General features: G+C 64.5%; 13 protein-coding genes and 1 pseudogene. 9 read left to right on the top strand and 5 right to left on the bottom strand.

All coding sequences use genetic code 11. From position 1 onward, the window contains the following. Positions 1 to 815, top strand: a pseudogene (locus MTR72_RS30655) (hypothetical protein); the annotation flags it as partial. A 174-nt stretch (positions 816 to 989) separates the two neighbouring features. Here the strand turns inward: MTR72_RS30655 and MTR72_RS30650 are convergent. Next, positions 990 to 1,379, bottom strand: a complete 390-nt coding sequence (locus MTR72_RS30650) for a DUF1330 domain-containing protein (protein WP_341511666.1) — start codon at positions 1,377 to 1,379, stop codon at positions 990 to 992. Positions 1,380 to 1,483: 104 nt separating this feature from the next. On the opposite strand from MTR72_RS30650, the gene MTR72_RS30645 reads away from it, so the two are divergent. Both MTR72_RS30645 and MTR72_RS30640 read left to right on the top strand, forming a co-directional pair. Further along, positions 1,484 to 2,419: a DMT family transporter gene (locus MTR72_RS30645; protein ID WP_280966633.1), complete on the top strand. Its 936-nt coding sequence runs from the start codon at positions 1,484 to 1,486 to the stop codon at positions 2,417 to 2,419. Between the two features lie 240 nt (positions 2,420 to 2,659). Then, a complete protein-coding gene (locus MTR72_RS30640; protein ID WP_280966634.1) occupies positions 2,660 to 3,637 on the top strand; it encodes a Bug family tripartite tricarboxylate transporter substrate binding protein in 978 nt (325 codons plus the stop codon). A gap of 125 nt (positions 3,638 to 3,762) precedes the next feature. Here the strand turns inward: MTR72_RS30640 and MTR72_RS30635 are convergent, their stop codons facing one another. After that, positions 3,763 to 5,448, bottom strand: coding sequence for a methyl-accepting chemotaxis protein (locus MTR72_RS30635; protein WP_280966635.1), 1,686 nt, complete (start codon positions 5,446 to 5,448; stop codon positions 3,763 to 3,765). A gap of 258 nt (positions 5,449 to 5,706) precedes the next feature. Between MTR72_RS30635 and MTR72_RS30630 the strand changes: the two genes are divergently transcribed. The 5 genes from MTR72_RS30630 to MTR72_RS30610 all read left to right on the top strand — a co-directional run bounded on the left by MTR72_RS30630 (position 5,707) and on the right by MTR72_RS30610 (position 11,628). After that, positions 5,707 to 6,750, top strand: coding sequence for a C-terminal binding protein (locus MTR72_RS30630; protein WP_280966636.1), 1,044 nt, complete (start codon positions 5,707 to 5,709; stop codon positions 6,748 to 6,750). Between the two features lie 85 nt (positions 6,751 to 6,835). Then, the gene (locus MTR72_RS30625; RefSeq protein WP_280966637.1) at positions 6,836 to 8,176 is read left to right on the top strand and encodes an ABC transporter substrate-binding protein; all 1,341 of its coding nucleotides are present in this window, start codon (positions 6,836 to 6,838) and stop codon (positions 8,174 to 8,176) included. A 166-nt stretch (positions 8,177 to 8,342) separates the two neighbouring features. Beyond that, positions 8,343 to 9,299, top strand: coding sequence for a carbohydrate ABC transporter permease (locus MTR72_RS30620; RefSeq protein ID WP_341511665.1), 957 nt, complete (start codon positions 8,343 to 8,345; stop codon positions 9,297 to 9,299). A 46-nt stretch (positions 9,300 to 9,345) separates the two neighbouring features. Then, positions 9,346 to 10,188 carry a carbohydrate ABC transporter permease gene (locus MTR72_RS30615; protein WP_445819648.1) on the top strand — a complete coding sequence of 281 codons (843 nt, stop codon included), beginning with the start codon at positions 9,346 to 9,348 and terminating at the stop codon, positions 10,186 to 10,188. Between the two features lie 84 nt (positions 10,189 to 10,272). After that, positions 10,273 to 11,628 (top strand): esterase-like activity of phytase family protein, encoded by a 1,356-nt coding sequence (locus MTR72_RS30610; RefSeq protein ID WP_280966640.1) that lies wholly within the window; start codon positions 10,273 to 10,275, stop codon positions 11,626 to 11,628. A 156-nt stretch (positions 11,629 to 11,784) separates the two neighbouring features. Here the strand turns inward: MTR72_RS30610 and MTR72_RS30605 are convergent, their stop codons facing one another. Both MTR72_RS30605 and MTR72_RS30600 read right to left on the bottom strand, forming a co-directional pair. After that, a complete protein-coding gene (locus MTR72_RS30605; protein WP_341511664.1) occupies positions 11,785 to 13,461 on the bottom strand; it encodes a mucoidy inhibitor MuiA family protein in 1,677 nt (558 codons plus the stop codon). 155 nt (positions 13,462 to 13,616) lie between these two features. Then, a complete protein-coding gene (locus MTR72_RS30600) occupies positions 13,617 to 14,237 on the bottom strand; it encodes a response regulator transcription factor (RefSeq protein WP_341511663.1) in 621 nt (206 codons plus the stop codon). 203 nt (positions 14,238 to 14,440) lie between these two features. Between MTR72_RS30600 and MTR72_RS30595 the strand changes: the two genes are divergently transcribed. Further along, a complete protein-coding gene (locus MTR72_RS30595; RefSeq protein WP_280966643.1) occupies positions 14,441 to 15,463 on the top strand; it encodes an AraC family transcriptional regulator in 1,023 nt (340 codons plus the stop codon). A 1-nt stretch (position 15,464) separates the two neighbouring features. Here MTR72_RS30595 and MTR72_RS30590 read toward each other — a convergent pair whose 3' ends face one another. Continuing rightward, positions 15,465 to 16,676, bottom strand: coding sequence for an NnrS family protein (locus tag MTR72_RS30590; protein ID WP_341511662.1), 1,212 nt, complete (start codon positions 16,674 to 16,676; stop codon positions 15,465 to 15,467). Positions 16,677 to 16,721: the final 45 nt, after the last annotated feature.

The raw sequence follows: 16,721 nt of genomic DNA, 5'->3' as shown, positions 1-16,721 counted from the left end.
CGGCCACCGCGCAAGACCTAAACGGATTGATTCAATTGTTGCAGACACGCCATAGTTGCGCGCTAATGGCGACTCAAATCCCTGCCCCCTATTACATTGCTTACATTGATGAGGCGGGCGACGCAGGACTGAAGGCTGTGCGCCCCATCGATCCGGTTGGCGCCACGGAATGGCTGTGCCTTGGTGCGGTGCTTATCAGAGCAAAGCATGAGTCCGAGGTGCAGAACTGGGTTCGAACAATCCTGTCCAAGATCGGAAGTAAGCGCAGTGATCTTCATTATAGGCATTTGTCGGCCGCTCAAAAGCGGACCGCGCTAGAGATGATCGCTCAGCTTCCCATTCGTGGATTCGTGCTTGCATCGAACAAAAAGAACATGCGCCGCTACCTGCGCATCAAAGGGTCGTTCTGGGGCGTCGCTAACAACGTGTCGGATATTGTAAGGCCTCGCGCCGCGGCGGAAGAAATGATCGGCTTTTACGCAACGCGTGATACTCTCATTCACGTAGGCGACGAGATGACGCTTGCCGAACGGAGTACGGGTTTAGATTTTCGCTATACTGGCCAGCGGGACCTTCCATCAGCGATTGCCTTGCTTCGGAAGGATGGCTCCGAACAGAACTATCGGATGCTTCCTTTTGGCGAGATGACGACCCCGCTTAGAGACGCGACGGATCGGCTGGTCGAGGCTTCTGGTGTTTATGGCGCGGAAAACGCCCCGGTGACACCATTCAAGCTAACTATAGATAAACAGTCGTTGCTCGACCTTTTCTGTCGTGACGCAGGTATTGCAGCCCAGCTTTCTCAGCAAGCCTGACCTTATGCAACGCTGCAACCAAGTCGCTGTCCTCGCGCTGTTCCGCGGGATCACATACCGAGAAATTCGTGTGCGGAGAAAGCCCCGTCTCGCCGCTATCGCGGCGAGCCACCCTCTCCCACAAGGGGAGAGGGAAAAGACCGTGCCGTACGACAATAACCTGAATATCGCGCGTCAACGCACCTTGAACTTGCTGTACGCCTCGTTCGTCGCAATGATCACATGCTCGGCGCAGGCGTTGCGGCGGTGCGGGTCGGCCTCTGCCTCGTAGGCTTGTGACGTCATCATGTCGAGGAAGGCCGCGACTGACGGATAGTAAACCAGTGCGACGAAATCCCAGCCATTGCCCTGGTGGGGGCCGAGCGCAATGGCCTTTGCCTCGCCGGTCCAGAGCAGCGTGCCGCCGCGCGCCTTGATCATCGGCACGGTGATTGCGCTGTAGCGCAAGTAGGCGTCCCAGCCGGACCCGTCACCGTCGCGCGAGCGCGCGTTGAAGCGCATCAGGTTCAGCATCACCACCGGGGCATGTCGATCGAGCTGCTCCAGGCCTTCGATGTTCAACATATTAACCGCCAATGACACCTCCTCAGGTCTGCTTGCATTGTAGCATTGCGGCCGCGTGACTTGTGCTGCAACGAGAATCCGGCGCAAGCTCGCATCGAACGCCAATGACGATTGCTTCGCCCGCGCCACCGGCCTCGAATCCGGCCAGTTGGCTCAATAATCAGCCTTACCTGTTGTTGAGCCTGAGCTCGCTGTTCTGGGCCGGCAACATCGTGCTCGCGCGCCATGTCGGCGCGCATGTGCCGCCGCTGACGGTGACCACGATCCGCTGGTTCGGCGTGTTCCTGATCCTCTTGCCGTTCGCCTGGCCGCATCTCAAGCGCGACTGGCCAAGCTTGCGCAAGAGCCTGCCGCTGATGCTGTTTTTGTCGCTGGTCGGCTTCGCCTTCAACAACGCGATCTCCTACTGGGCCATGCAATACACGGAGGCGCTGAACGCGCTGCTGATCCAGTCGGCCGGACCGCTGTTCGTGGCGCTGTGGTCGCTGGTGCTGTTCGGGGTGCGGCTGACGGGTGCGCAGCTTGCCGGCATCGCGATCTCGCTCGCAGGGGTGCTGATCATCATCCTGCGCGGCGACCTGTCGGCGCTCGCCGGCATCAGCTTCAACCGCGGCGACATCATGTTCGCGTCCTCGCTGGTTGCCTTCGGGATCTACTCCGCCTTCATCCCGCGCCGGCCGAAGATCCACCAGCTCTCGTTCCTGTCTTTCACCACCTGCTGCGGCGCGACGATGCTGCTGCCCACGGCGGTTTGGGAAGCCTGGAGCGGCAACGTCCTGCAATTCGATGCGCTGACGCTGGCGACACTGGCCTACATCCTGATCTTCCCCTCGACGCTCGCCTATCTCTTCTTCAACCGCGGCGTGGCGCTGATCGGACCGAACCGCGCCGCGCCGTTCTTCCATCTGGTGCCGGTGTTCGGTTCGGCGATGGCCATCCTCTTGCTCGGCGAGAAGCTCCAGCCCTTTCACCTGATCGGCTATGCGCTGGTGCTCGCGGGCGTCGTGATCGCGTCGCGGCAGGGCTCCGCGGTGAAGTAATTCCGCGCCGCGGATGCGGGGCAAGTCGCGTGTCCCGGACGCGGCGCGGCATGCAATGACGCGACGCTGAGCCGGGACCGAGATTGCCGCAAGTATGGGCCCCGGTTCAGCAGCGCATCACGCCGCGAAGGGCGCACTGCGCCGCGCCGGGGCACGAGACCTGGCGACAAACTCACACCTTCCGATTTCAACGAGGAGACGCTAGGTTCCCGGCCAACGAAAAAGAGGGAACGTCCAGACATGCTGTCATCGCTGATTTCTGTCATCCGCACCGCCGGCGCTGCTGCGCTGTGTCTTGCCGCCGCATCTGCCGCGCAGGCCGACACTTATCCCAGCCGCAACATCACGCTGGTGCTGCCGTTCGCGGCCGGCAGCGGCACCGATACGACGACGCGGCTGATCTCCCAGCATCTGTCGCAGGCGCTCGGCGTCGGCATCGTCATCGAGAACAAGGCGGGCGCCAATGGCATGATCGCCGCGACCTATGTCGCGCGCGCTGCACCGGACGGCTACACGCTGCTGGTGACCACCAACACCACGCATTCGGCCAATCCCTACCTGCTGAAGAGCCTGACCTACGATCCCGTGAAGGACTTCACCCCGATCGCGCGCACCGGGGACCTGCCCTTCATGCTGGTCATCAATCCGGAAGTGCCAGCCAAGAGCGTCGGCGAGCTCGTCGCCTATGGCAAGGCCAATCCGGGCAAGCTGAGCTACGCCTCGGGCTCGTCTTCGGCGATCGTGTCGGGCGCAACCTTTGCGCATAATGCCGGGCTCGACCTGCTGCACGTGCCCTACAAGAGTTCGCCGCCGGCGCTCAACGACGTCATGGGCGGCCGCGTCTCGATGATGTTCGTCGACATTCTCACCGGCCTTCCCCACGTCAACGGCAACGCGCTCAAGGCGCTCGCCGTCACCACCAAGGACCGCTCGCCGCTGGTGCCGAATCTGCCCTCGATGCAGGAGGCCGGGGTGCCGGACTTCGACATCTCGTCATGGCAGGGCTATTTCGGCCCGGCCGGCATGCCGAAGGAGATCGTGACCCGGCTCAACGCCGAGATCAGGAAGATCATCGAGAAGCCGGAGATCAAGGCCCAGCTTGCGACCCTCGGCATGGATGCCTTCTCCGGCACGCCGGAAGAGCTCGGCACCTTCGTGGGCGAGCAGCTCGTGCTGTGGGAAAAGCTGATCAAGAACGCGGGGATCGAGAAGCAGTGAGGGCGGCCACCTACTCCGCCATCGCCCGGCTTGACCGGGCGATCCAGTACTCCGAGACGGTCGTGATTGAATCGATAAGCCGCGGCTACCGCATGCCCCGCCTTCGCGGGGCATGACCGAAGTGCTTACGCCGCCCGCACCTTGGCGAGGAAGCCGTCGACCGCGCTGCGCAGCGCACCGGACTGGTTGTCCAACTCGCGGGCGTTGGAGAGCACGTCGGTGGCCGCGCTGCCCGTCGCCTCCGCAGCCGAGGTGACGCTGCCGATATGGGCGTTGATCTCGCTCGAGCCGGCCGCGACCGACTGGATGTTGCGGGCGATCTCGCGCGTGGCCTCGCCCTGCTGCTCGATGGATGCCGAAATGCCGGCGGTGATCTCGCTCATCTCGGCGATGGTCTGGGTGATGCCGGCGATGGCGGACACTGCGTCGCTGGTCGAGGTCTGCATCGCCGCGACCTGGGCCGAGATTTCCTCGGTCGCCTTGGCGGTCTGGTTGGCGAGCGCCTTGACCTCGGAGGCGACGACCGCGAAGCCGCGACCGGATTCGCCGGCACGCGCCGCCTCGATGGTGGCGTTGAGCGCCAAGAGGTTGGTCTGCGCCGCGATCGAGTGAATCAGCTTGACCACCTCGCCGATCTTCTCGGCGCCGGAGGAGAGCACCTGCACTGTGGCGTTGGTGCGCTCGGCATCGCTGACGGCCTTGCTCGCAACTTCCGTGGACCGCGTCACCTGGCGGGAGATTTCCGCGACCGAACTCGACAATTCTTCGGCGGCGGCCGCAACCGTGCCGACATTGCCGGAAGCCTTTTGCGAAGCCGCACCGACGGTCGCGGCCCGCGCGCTGGCGTCGCTCGCGGTGGCGGTCATCGACTGCGCCGTGGTCTGCATGCCGGCCGCGGCCGAGGAGACCGAGCGGACGATGCCGTTGACGCTGCGTTCGAAGTCGCTGGCGATATCTTCCATCGCGCTGCGTCGTTCCGCCGCGGCGCGCTCTTTGGCCTGAGCCTCGGTCTGCTCGAGGTCGCGGATGCGAATCGCGTTGTCCTTGAAGATCTGGACGGTCGACGCCATCGCGCCAACCTCGTCGCCGCGGCCGACGCCGGGGATGTCGCCCTCGAGCTTGCCGTCGACAAGCTCCTTCATGCGCGTGCCGAGCAGCGCCAGCGGATGACTGATGCTGCGGCCGAGCAGCCAGGCGACGCTGCCGGCGACGATCACGATGCCGAGCACGGAGAGGCCGAGCAGCCAGTAGACCGGCCCCATCTTCTCGTCGATGTCGTCGAGATAGGCGCCGGTGCCGAGATACATCTCGAAACCGGGGACCGCGACGGCGTAGCCGAGCTTGCGGATCGGCTTCTCCTGGCCGGGCTTCACATATTCATAGAAGAGAAGGATATCGCCGTGGGCCTTGACGCCATCCATGATCTCACGGGAGAGCTTTCGCCCGTTGGTCTCGACGTCCATGCGGTTGGCGCCGATCTGCTTCGGATCGGGCGCGAGCTGCGTGATGCCGTCATAGGTGGTGCCGAACAGATATCCGGAGCCCTTGTCGTAGGTCATCGCATTGCCGTAACGGCGGAGTTCCGCGAGCGCGGCATCCTTCGTCATTTCGCCGGCGTTGACCCGCTTCATCAAGGTTGCCGCGTAGTTGCGGGCCAGCTCGACGATGGCCTTGGTCTGATCGATGCGCGCATGCACCATCTCGCGCTTCATCAGATAACCGGCGAGAACCCCGGAGATGCACAGACCGAACAAGGTGACGCCGACAAGAATGCCGAGCTTGGGGGCGATCTTCAGATTGCTCAACTTCACGGGAGGCTCCGAGGCAAAAGGGATACGGCACGCGAGTGAATCGATACAAATTGAATCAACTTCTAGGGCGAGACCAATTAGCAACCTGTTACGGGCAGCTCCGTAGAAGCCCGGATCGTGAGTGGAAAACCGACCGTTTCCACCGCCTCCAGCAACCGGGAATTGTACGCGATCGCCGCGATTTCGCGTAAAAGACGCAAAGGCCCGTCACGGGTGCGGGCCACAACAAGAACCGACAAACCAAATCGGGAGCAGGGAATGCCGAAATACAGGGTGGTGACGCCGAAGGGCGCGAGCTTCACGGTCGCCGGCAGCGATTATTCGTACGAGCGCGAGGCGCTCGATCCGATCGACGCCGAGATCGTCGAGGCGCCGGCCAACGAGGCCGAGTTCATTGCAGCCGCAAAGACCGCCGACGCCATCTATGCCAAGGGCATGCCGATCACCAAGACCGTCATCGACGCACTGGAGAACTGCAAGGTCATCACGCTCGGCTCGGTCGGAGTCGACAGCGTCGACGTGAAGGCCGCAACAGCGCGCGGCATTCCCGTCACCAACATCCCCGACACCTTCATCGAGGAAGTTGCCGACCACGCCATGATGCTGCTGCTCGCCGGCTTCCGCCGCCTGGTCGAGCAGGACCGGATGGTGCGCACCGGCCGCTGGGCCGAGGGCAGGCCTGCGCTGCTCAAGATCCCGCGGCTGATGGGCCAGACGCTCGGCTTCATCTCCTTCGGCCGCGTGGCGCGTGCAGTTGCGAAACGCGCAGCTCCCTTCGGCCTGCGCATGATGGCCTACGATCCCTTCATCCAGGAAACGCTGATGTACGATCACGGCGTGATGCCGGCGACGCTGAACGAGGTGTTGTCGCAATCCGACTTCGTCTCGATGCACGCGCCGGCTCGGCCCGAGGTGCATCACATGCTGACCGAGAAGCATTTTCGCCAGATGAAGAAGGGCTCCATCTTCATCAACACCGGCCGCGGCGCCACCGTGGACGAGGAAAGCCTGATCAAGGCGTTGCAGGAGGGGTGGATCGCGCACGCCGCGCTCGACGTGCTGGAGAAGGAGCCGCCGTCGCACAACAATCCCCTGCTCGACATGGAGAACGTGACCCTGACCGCCCATGTCGCCTCGGCCTCGGCACGCTTCGACGAAGCGCGCAAGCGCCGCGTGGGCTACGAATTGTCACTGGTGCTTCAGGGCATGTGGCCGGTAAGCTGCGTCAATCCGTCGGTGCTGCAAGACACCGCGCTCCGCCGCTGGCAGCCTGTCAGCATGGACCGCGGGCCGAACAGCTAGGCGGCCGGCGCAAAAACGCGCCGAAAGACCGGAAGACCCTTCACCGGCGATCAACGCCGGGAAGGGAGATAACAGGGAGGAACTGATGAGGAACGACCTCACACGTCGTGACGCCTTGGCGCTGGGCCTGTCCGCTGCGGCGCTCGCCGCAACCGGTGCTGCGGCGCAAACAACACCATCTCCGATCAAAGCCGCCGATGTTCCGGCGCCGAAGCTGCCGGTCGAGAAGGGCGCAACCTTGCGCATGCTGCGCCCGGTCCGCTTCGTGCAGCCGGACGAGGACGTATTCCGCGCCAACGCCAAGCGCTTCACCGACGCGACTGGCGTCGAGGTGAAGGTCGACTTCGTCGGCTGGGAAGACATCGCCCAGCAGACCGCGGTGACCGCGAACTCCGGCGCCGGCCCGGACATCATCATCGGCTTCTCCGACGCGCCGCATATCTATGTCGACAAGCTGATCGAGCTCACCGACGTCGCCGACTATCTTGGCAAGCGCTACGGCGGCTGGCTGCCGCTGGCGCAGAAGTACGGCATGAAGAGCAAGAGCGAGTCCTGGATCGGACTGCCGTTCGGCGCCACTGCCGGTCCCCTGATCTACCGCAAGTCGATCCTGCAATCGGTCGGCTTCGACAAGGTTCCGGAGGATCACGCCGGCGTTGTCGACCTCTGCCGCAAGCTGCACAAGGCCGGCAAGCCGGCCGGCTTCGCGCTCGGCAATGCCAAGGGCGACGGCAACGGCTTCGCCAACTGGGCGCTGTGGTCGCACAATGCCTCGCTGCTCGACGAGGATGGCAAGGTCGTCATCAACAGCAAGGAGACGATCGCCGCGCTGAACTGGGTCAAGGAGCTGTACCCGACCTTCATCGCCGGCACGCCGTCATGGAACGACGTCAGCAACAATCGTGCTTACTCGTCGGAGGAGATCTCGCTGACTGCCAACGGCGTCTCGCTGTACTTCTCGCTGAAGAACGATCCGGCGACCCGTGCCATTGCGGAGGACAGCGAGCATCAGTTGCTGCCGAAGGGCAACGCGAAGATCTCGCCGATGGCGGGTCTGACGCTGAACGCGATGGTGTTCAAGCACAGCCCGTATCCCAACGCGGCCAAGGCGTTCCTGCAGTTCATGCTGGAGAAGGACCAGTATGAGCCGTGGCTCAACGCCAACTCCGGCTACTGGGCCCAGCCGCTGGCCGCCTACGCCGAGGCCAAGGTCTGGACCGAAGATCCAAAGGTCGCGATCTTCAAGAACACGATGAACAGCACCTATTACGATGGCTACAAGGGGCCGATCTCCTCGGCGACCGGCGCCGTCAGCGCCGATTACGTGCTGGTGCAGATGTGTGCCTCCGTCGCGACCGGCGCGGCGACGCCGGAACAGGCGGCCGCCGAGGCGGAGCGCCGCTGCAAGCGGTACTTCCGGCGGTGACAGCGCACTAGCTGTTCTCCGTCATTCCGGGGCAATGCGACGGGACCGCGCGAGCGCGGCCCGGAGCATCGAACCCGGAAGCTCGAGATTCTCTGGTGCGCGATTGCGCACCAGAGTTCGGCGCTTCGCCGCCCCGGAATGACAGTCTCAAGCAGGACACACCCGAATGTCCGTGACCACACTCTCCTCTCCTGCCCTCGCGCTGCGGCAGCCGTCGTGGCTGGTGCGGCTGTTCGACTACAAGCCGTTCCTGATCGTGATGTGCCTCGCGCCCGCGATCGGGCTGCTCGCCGTCTTCCTCACCTATCCCCTCGGCCTCGGCATCTGGCTCGCCTTCACCGACACCACGATCGGACGGCGCGGCGTCTATGTCGGCCTCGAGAACTTCCAGTATCTGCTCACCGATCCCCTGTGGTGGAGCGCGGTGTTCTACAGCGTGTTCTATACGGCGGTGGCGACCTTCGGGAAGTTCGCGCTCGGCTTCTGGCTGGCGCTGCTGCTCAACAACCATTTTCCGTTCAAGAGCCTGCTCCGCGCCATCGTGCTGTTGCCCTGGATCGTGCCGACCGTGCTCTCGGCGCTGGCGTTCTGGTGGATCTACGATCCGCAGTTCTCGATCATCTCCTATCTCCTGGTCGACGTGCTGCATTGGCGCTCGAGCAACATCGACTTCCTCGGATCGGCCTGGCCGGCGCGCTTCTCGCTGATCGCCGCCAACATCTGGCGCGGCATTCCCTTCGTCGCGATCTCGTTGCTGGCCGGCCTGCAGACCATCTCGCCATCGCTCTACGAGGCCGCGATGCTCGACGGCGCCAGCGCCTGGCAGCGCTTCCGCTACATCACCTTCCCGATGATGATGCCGATCCTCGCCATCGTCATGACCTTCTCGATCATCTTCACCTTTACCGACTTCCAGCTCGTCTATGCCATCACCCGCGGCGGGCCGGTGAACTCGACGCACCTCCTGGCCACCCTCGCCTTCCAGCGCGGCATCGCCGGCGGCGAGCTCGGCGAGGGTGCGGCGATCGCGGTCTCGATGATCCCGTTCCTGGTGTTCGCGACGCTGTTCTCCTATTTCGGTCTCGCACGCCGCAAATGGCAGCAGGGAGAGGGCAATGACTGACACCGCCGCGCAACCGTCCGCCGTCGGCAACGCCGCGCCCGACACCATGGCCTGGGATTCCGGGCTGCGGCGGCTGATGATGATCTACCTGCCGCTCGGCTGCTTCGTGCTGATCCTCTTGTTTCCGTTCTACTGGATGGCGATCACGTCGTTCAAGCCGAACGCGGAGCTGATGAACTACAGGGATCACAACCCGTTCTGGATCTCCTCGCCGACACTCGCCCACATCAAGCATCTGTTGTTCGACACCGCCTATCCGCGCTGGTTGAAGACGACGATGCTGGTCGCGATCGGCTCGACCACGCTGTCCCTGATCGCCAGCACGCTCGCGGCCTACGCCATCGAGCGCTTGCGCTTCCGCGGCAGCCCCTATGTCGGCCTCGGCATCTATCTCGCCTATCTGGTGCCGCCGTCGATCTTGTTCATTCCGCTCGCCACCGTCGTGGTGCAGTTCGGCCTGTTCGACAGCCCGATGGCGCTGATCCTGGTCTATCCGACCTTCCTGGTGCCGTTCTGCACCTGGCTCCTGATCGGCTATTTCAAGTCGATCCCCTACGAGCTCGAGGAATGCGCGCTGGTCGACGGCGCCACAAGGCTACAGATCCTGCGGCGGATCACGCTGCCGCTCGCCGTGCCCGGCCTGATCTCGGCCGGCATCTTCTCCTTCACCCTGTCCTGGAACGAGTTCATCTACGCCCTCGCCTTCATCCAGAGCGGCGCGAACAAGACCGTGCCGGTCGCGATCCTGACCGAGCTCGTCACCGGCGACGTCTATCAGTGGGGCGCGCTGATGGCGGGATCGCTGCTCGGCTCGCTGCCGGTTGCGATCTTCTACTCGCTGTTTGTGGACTACTACGTGTCCTCGCTGACCGGCGCGGTAAAGGAGTAGCAAACGCCTGCGGCGTTTGGTCCGCCTTCACACTACTGCAATACGCGATCCGCATAAGACGGCCTCCGTCAACAGGAGACGCACATGCGCGCGACCTTTCTCGCTTCCGTCGCAACCATCCTTCTCGCCGCGAGCCCCGCGCTCGCGCAGAACGAAGGCGAATTCCCCGCCAAGCTCGCCGGCCACGTGGTGATGCCGGCCGAATCGTTCATCGACGCGCCGGCGGATGCGCCGGCCGATCTCAAGACCTCCGGCAAATACACCACGGGCAAGCGCGTCGACGCGCTCGGCACCGTGATGGGCAAGTCCTATGAGCGGCCGACCGGCGTGTCGCTGCCGTTCAAGGGCCAGCCGCTGCAGGGCCATTCCGGCATCAAGTCGATGGGTGACGGCACTTTCTGGGTCATCACCGACAACGGCATGGGCGCGCGCGCCAACTCGCCGGATTCGATGCTGTACCTGAACCGCTACAAAATGGATTGGGCCAGCGGCAAGATCGAGCGGCTTGAGACGGTGTTCCTGCACGATCCCGACAAAAAGGTGCCGTTCCGCATCATGCATGAGGACACGCAGAAGCGCTACCTCACCGGCTCCGACTTCGACACCGAAGGTTTTCAGATCATCGGCGATGCCTTCTGGATCGGCGACGAGTTCGGCCCCTACATCCTGAAGGCCGACAAGACCGGCAAGATCCTCGGCGTGTTCGAGACCGTCGCCGACGGCAAGCCGGTGCGCTCGCCCGATCACTGGGCGGTGCAGACGCCGGGCGCGCCGGGCGCGACCTACACCAATGTCAATCTGCGCCGCTCCAAGGGTTTTGAGGGCTTTGCCTCCTCCAAGGACGGCAAGTTCCTCTATGGCCTGCTCGAGGGCCCGCTGTGGGAGGCCGACAAGAAGGATTGGGAGAAGGTCGACGGCAAGGAAGCCTCGCGCATCCTCGAATTCGACGTCGCCGCGGAGAAGTTCACCGGCCGCTACTGGCAGTATGTGTTCGAGCAGAACGGCAACGCCATCGGCGACTTCAACATGATCGATCCGAGCGCCGGCCTCGTCATCGAGCGCGACAACGGCGAAGGCACGCCCGACAAGGCCTGTCCGCAAGGCGCCCGCGGCGAGAACTGCTTTCCTGACGTCGCCAAGTTCAAACGCATCTACAAGATCGAGCTGTCGGACGCCAACGTCGGCAAGCCCGTGCGCAAGATCGGCTATGTCGATCTCTTGAAGATCAGGGATCCCGACAAGCAGGCTAAGAAGCCGCTCAACGACGGCGTCTACACCTTCCCGTTCTTCACCATCGAGAACGTCGACCGCGTCGACGAGACCCACATCATCGTCGGCAACGACAACAACCTGCCGTTCTCGTCGAGCCGCGATCCCAACAAGGCCGACGACGACGAGTTCATGCTGCTCGAGGTCGCCGACTTCCTGAAGGCGAAGTAAGGCGGTTACTCTCTCCAACCGTCATCGCCCTTGACCGGGCGATCCAGTACGCCGAGACGCCTGTGTGATACGGAAATGCCTCGGCGTACTGGATGCCCCGCCTTCGCGGGGCATGACAGCGGAAAGAGCTACCCGCACTGTGAATTCCGCTGGACTCTATCCCGCCGGCACGATCACCATGCCCTTGTCCTTCGGCCAGCGGATGCGCCAGGCGAAGTTGATGTCCTTGATCTCGCCGGGCTTGGCTTCGAACGACCATTCCAGCACGCCGCGCCTGTCGCGGATATTGCTTGCGGTCGGCGGCGTGGTCGAAGGCAGCATCTCGACGACGATGTCCTCGTTCTCGCTGACCGGCAATTGATCCTCGATCGCGACGTGAATCGGGAAATCATGACCGTTGCGGATGGTGGTCTTGAACGCGCGTTCGTCGGTCTTCGACGTCGTGACGAGCAGGCCGGCCGAGCCTTCGTTGCGCTTGAGCACCGCGCGCTCGATCTTGACCTTGTCGTCGGCGCCGAAGCCGAGCCGCACGGTCTCGTCCTTGGCGGAGGCCGAGATCTTGCCGCGGCCGACGAAGATGCCGTCGCGATAGATCGCGACCTTGCCAGGCAATAGCGTCGCCTCATCGGTCTGCTTGAAGCTGGCTTCGAGGAAGGCGGTTGGATCCAGCACCGGCGCGGCGCGCACCGCGAGATCGGCGGGCACCGTCATCGAGGCGATACGCAGGCTCTTGGTGCCCTCCGCGGCGCCGAGGCTGACGCGCCCCGGAATCTTGAAGGTCGCCTGGAAGTCGCCGATCTCGGCCACCGCCTGCTGCTCGTCGGCGCGCTCGGGCGCCTCGGCGGCTTTGGACATAGGTTCGAATTGCGCCGAACGCTGGCGGAAGCTCGGCGCGGCCCGCGCCAGGTCCGAGGCCGTGCCCAGGGCCAGCGGCTTCGGCACTTGCGGATACCGCGCGATCAGTGAGTTCAGCTCCGGCGCGCTGCCGCCGCGGCCGATGCGGACGGTGGAGACGCCGAGCGCGACATTGGACCAGTCCTCGCCGGTCGATTGCGTGACTTCGGCGCGGCGGACCAGCTCCAACTGCGGCTTGCGATCCTTGGCGCCGGTGTCGAGGCGCGCATCATAAAGCGGCGCCCAACGCGCGCTGCGCACGGCGTAGGTCACCCGTAGCGTCGCCTTGGTTGCGGCCGCTGCGGCAACGTCGATCCGCACCTCGAGCTTGCTCGGCGGCTTGGCGGAGCGCTCGGCTTCGAGTTGCGCGATCTGGCGATCGATCTCGCGCTGCTTTCGCGCGGCGTCACGGATCGCGGTGTCGGCGGTGGCGATCTCCTCGGCCACTGCAGCAAAAGCCGCGCGCCATTCCGTGATCGGACGAGCCTCGCCCTTGTCGCCGAGACCGGCCGGCGAGGCTTCGGCAAAGTGCTGGGCGAACTTGCGCGGGGCGGTGGCCGCATCGATCGACCCTTGCAGGTCGGCGCGCTGATCCTTGAGGTCTTCGATGCGCTTGTCGAGCTCCGGCAGGTTGACGGGTGGCGCCGCGCGAGGCGGCCGCGCATCGATGGTGCCGATGGTGAGCTTCGCCCCCGCTTCGCCCTCGACCCGCAGCGAAGACGGATCGAGCGAGAGCGGAAAGTCCTTGGCGACCAGCGTGCTATCACCGGAAGAGAGGTCCAGTGTGATGACGCGGGTGACGCTCGCGCCATCGGGGTAAACGGTGACGGTATCGATGGCCGATGTGGCGTTCACGTCGGCGGCCCAGGCCGGCAATGCGGCCGCTGTGGTCAAAAGGACCAGGCTCGTCGTCGCCAGACACTTCATAATCGTGCGCATGAAATTCCCTCCTGCCATCACGCGCCGCCAGCCGGACGCGTGATAAGTGCCACGCCATCGTTGTGAGACGCGGCGGGGGAGGAACCGGTTCGATTGGGGCTTCCGTGGGGCAGCGCTGCGGCAGGCCCGTGACCGCGGAACGCGTCTCCGCGTCTTTAGCTTTGATTAACCGTACCCTGGCCGTAGATGCGGCGGAGCAGATCGGTCACGTTCCTGGCGTCGGCCTTTCTGAGGATGGTGGCGCGGTAGCCCTCGACCGTGCGCGCGCTCAGTTGCATCCGGCGAGCGATCTCCTTGTTGGTCAAGCCGGCGGCGAGATGCTCGAGCACGTCGCTTTCGCGCTCGGTCAGAGGCTCGCACCCGGCCAGCCAGCGCTGACGGTTCGGCGTCGGCGGTACAAATTCGTCGATCGCAGCATCGATCCGCTCGACGATGTCATGCGTGCGGAACGGCTTCTCGATGAAGTCGAACGCGCCGCTCTTGATTGCGTCAACCGCCATGGCGATGCTGCCGTTCGCCGACGTCACCAGCACCGGCGCCATGCAATTCTCCTCGCGCAAGCGCTTGAGCACGTCGAGGCCGGAGCGATCGGACGGCATCTCCAGGAGCACGCAGGCTGGCATCCGCGCCTTCGCTTCCGACAGCAGGGACGCGCCGTCGGCAAAGCAGATCACGTCATACGCATTCTGCTGAAGCGCGAGTGAGAGTTGTTCACGCAATGCCGCATCGGTGTCGATGACGAATACCTCACCCCTGGAAAGCACGTTCCCTAGCATGATCCCGATCCAGCAATGTCTTGGTCAAATGGTCCGAGACGGCGGCCGGCGTTATCGCCCCGCCCCCGTCATGAGCACGGCATTTCCGCCGGTGCTTCGGTTTTCCCTTATGTATGTTCCAGCGGGTTCCCCGATTTGACGGACCGGGACAGAAAATTTACATTTCGGGACATCTGCGGGAATGGCTGGCAGGAACGGTTCGCATGACCGACCTCATTCGCAGCGCAGGCCTGACCTATTACCCGGAGGTCGCCCGGTCGGTGGGGCTCGACCCCAGGCAGATGATGCGCAAGGTCCGCCTTCCGCTGGCCTGCCTCGACAAGCCCGATATTCCCATTGCTGTCTCGGGGCTCCGTCGCCTGCTCGAACTGTCGGCAGACGTATCCGGTGCCGAGGATTTCGGCTTGCGCCTCGCCGAACGTGGCGGCCTGACCAATTTCGGCTCCGTCGGCCTGATCGTGCGCGAGCAGGCCACGATCGGCGATGCGATCGACGCATTCTCGCGGTTCATCCACGTCCATCACGACGGCATGAAGCTCGACGTCGTGCGCAACAGGACGACCGTGACCGTCACGCTGCATTTGCGTGGCCGGCAGCCGAGCGCCTCGCGCCAGTCCATCGACATGGCACTGGGCAGCATCCACCGCATCATCCAGTCGCTGTTCGGTCATGACTGGCGCCCGCAGGAAGTGCATCTGCACTATCCGCCGCCTCGCGACCGCCAGCGCTACCGCGAATTCTTCGGCTGCCCCGTGACCTTCAACGCCGGCGACGATGCGATCCTGCTGTCGGCCCACGACATGGACCGCCGGATCCCGAGCGCGCATCCGCTGATCGCGAGCTATCTGCGCAAGCGGATCGAGGCGATCGAGATGCGGCCCGCTAGCTGGGAGCAGAAGGTCGACGAAGTCGTGCGCACCCTGCTCGCCAGCGGCGACTGCACCGTCGAACGCGTGGCGGAGCACCTCGCCTGCACCCGCCGCACCATCCACCGCCGCCTCGCCGAAGCCGGAACCAGCTTCTCGGCCATCCTGGACGCGCGCCGCGCCGAGCTCGTGATCCAGTTGATCGAGGCCCCCGGCCGGCCGCTGTCGGCGATCGCCACACAGCTCGGCTTCTCCGCGCAAAGCGCCATGGCGCGCTGGTTCCGGAGCCGCTTCGGCTGCACCATCACCGAATGGCGCAGGGGCGTGCGGCCGCAGGCCTCAACGGCGACGGCGGCCTAAGTCAGCGCGCCGGCGCGACCGCGTACACTATAGCTAGCGCACGCAATCGGCTGCCGAGCAGCAGCGGACCGAACGCAATGGCAAAGCCGAGGAAGGCGGCGACCCAGCCGCAGGCGGCAACATGCAGCAGTACGTCGCCATGCGCCGGCCATACCGCCGCGGCGATCCGCGCCACCGCCGCGATGATGATCGCGACATAGATCGCCTGCGTCGCCCACGAGGCCGTCAGTGCCTGCCCGGTATGGCCGAGGCTCGCGCGGGTCATCACCGCGAGCGTCATGACACCGGCCGCGCCCGCCATCCAGGCGTGGATGCCGGCACTCGGCGGCAGGGCGCCGAAGGCGGCCGCCGCGTGCAGCAGAAAGCCGAGCGGGACGAAGACGTAACCGACATGCAGGATCAGGAGCAGCCGCTCGCGCGAGGTGCGGTCGCCGGCCCAGCGCGCAAGCCGCACCAGGTGCAAGCTGCCGACGACCATCATCGCAACACCGGTGACGGCGCTGAGCGGCGCCACGATCCACGCGATCAGCGCCAGCGCGCTGCATCCGATCACGGCGCCGTCGAAGCGGCCGAACGGCACTGGCAGGCGGCCGGGATTGACCTTGACCAGCCAGTTGCGGGTGAAGCTCGGGATGATGCGGCCGCCGATCAGCGAGATCAACAGCACGACCACCGAGATGCCGACGCGGATGCTGACATCGGCCGCGCCCTCGACATGCGCTTCGAGATGAAAGGCGACGTTGCCGGCGAGCAGCATGAGCACGAGCATCACCACCGGCAGGTTGCGCCAATTACCGCCGGCGATGATCTCACGGGTTGCGGCGGCGACGACCAGAGCCAGGAACGCGGCATCGACCGCGAGTGCAAAGGCCCAGCCGAGCTCGGCCGACAGGGTCATCGCCACGCGTCCGGCGAGCCAGACCACCACCAGCGCGCCCAAGGATCGACCCCGGATCGGCAGCCGCCCGGTCCAGTTCGGGATCGCCGTGAACAGGAACCCCGTGATCACCGCCGGCAGGAAACCATAGAGCATTTCGTGGACATGCCAGTCGCGCGGCGCAAAGGCCGATGTCAACGACACTTCGCCATAGAACATCGGCAGCCAGACCAGGATCGACAGCGCGGCCTGGATCGCGGCCAGAAGAAAGAAGGGGCGGAAACTATTCGCGAACAGCGGCCAGCCTTGCGAATTGCGGGATCGGGCGCCAGCCATGGGGCAACTCCAGGGAGATCAGATCGTTGTCAGGAAAAATATCGC

This window comes from Bradyrhizobium sp. ISRA442, assembly GCF_038085055.1.
Classification (GTDB): domain Bacteria; phylum Pseudomonadota; class Alphaproteobacteria; order Rhizobiales; family Xanthobacteraceae; genus Bradyrhizobium.
The sequence above is the reverse complement of the archived record's forward strand: the minus strand, read 5'-3'. Positions and strand labels throughout refer to the sequence as shown.

Coding starts and splice junctions, on each gene's coding strand:
- MTR72_RS30650 (WP_341511666.1), bottom strand. CDS start 1,379: ATGTTGAACATCGAAGGCCTGGAGCAGCTCGATCGACATGCCCCGGTG.
- MTR72_RS30610 (WP_280966640.1), top strand. CDS start 10,273: ATGCGCGCGACCTTTCTCGCTTCCGTCGCAACCATCCTTCTCGCCGCG.
- MTR72_RS30640 (WP_280966634.1), top strand. CDS start 2,660: ATGCTGTCATCGCTGATTTCTGTCATCCGCACCGCCGGCGCTGCTGCG.
- MTR72_RS30600 (WP_341511663.1), bottom strand. CDS start 14,237: ATGCTAGGGAACGTGCTTTCCAGGGGTGAGGTATTCGTCATCGACACC.
- MTR72_RS30625 (WP_280966637.1), top strand. CDS start 6,836: ATGAGGAACGACCTCACACGTCGTGACGCCTTGGCGCTGGGCCTGTCC.
- MTR72_RS30605 (WP_341511664.1), bottom strand. CDS start 13,461: ATGCGCACGATTATGAAGTGTCTGGCGACGACGAGCCTGGTCCTTTTG.
- MTR72_RS30620 (WP_341511665.1), top strand. CDS start 8,343: ATGTCCGTGACCACACTCTCCTCTCCTGCCCTCGCGCTGCGGCAGCCG.
- MTR72_RS30630 (WP_280966636.1), top strand. CDS start 5,707: ATGCCGAAATACAGGGTGGTGACGCCGAAGGGCGCGAGCTTCACGGTC.
- MTR72_RS30645 (WP_280966633.1), top strand. CDS start 1,484: ATGACGATTGCTTCGCCCGCGCCACCGGCCTCGAATCCGGCCAGTTGG.
- MTR72_RS30595 (WP_280966643.1), top strand. CDS start 14,441: ATGACCGACCTCATTCGCAGCGCAGGCCTGACCTATTACCCGGAGGTC.
- MTR72_RS30590 (WP_341511662.1), bottom strand. CDS start 16,676: ATGGCTGGCGCCCGATCCCGCAATTCGCAAGGCTGGCCGCTGTTCGCG.
- MTR72_RS30615 (WP_445819648.1), top strand. CDS start 9,346: ATGGCCTGGGATTCCGGGCTGCGGCGGCTGATGATGATCTACCTGCCG.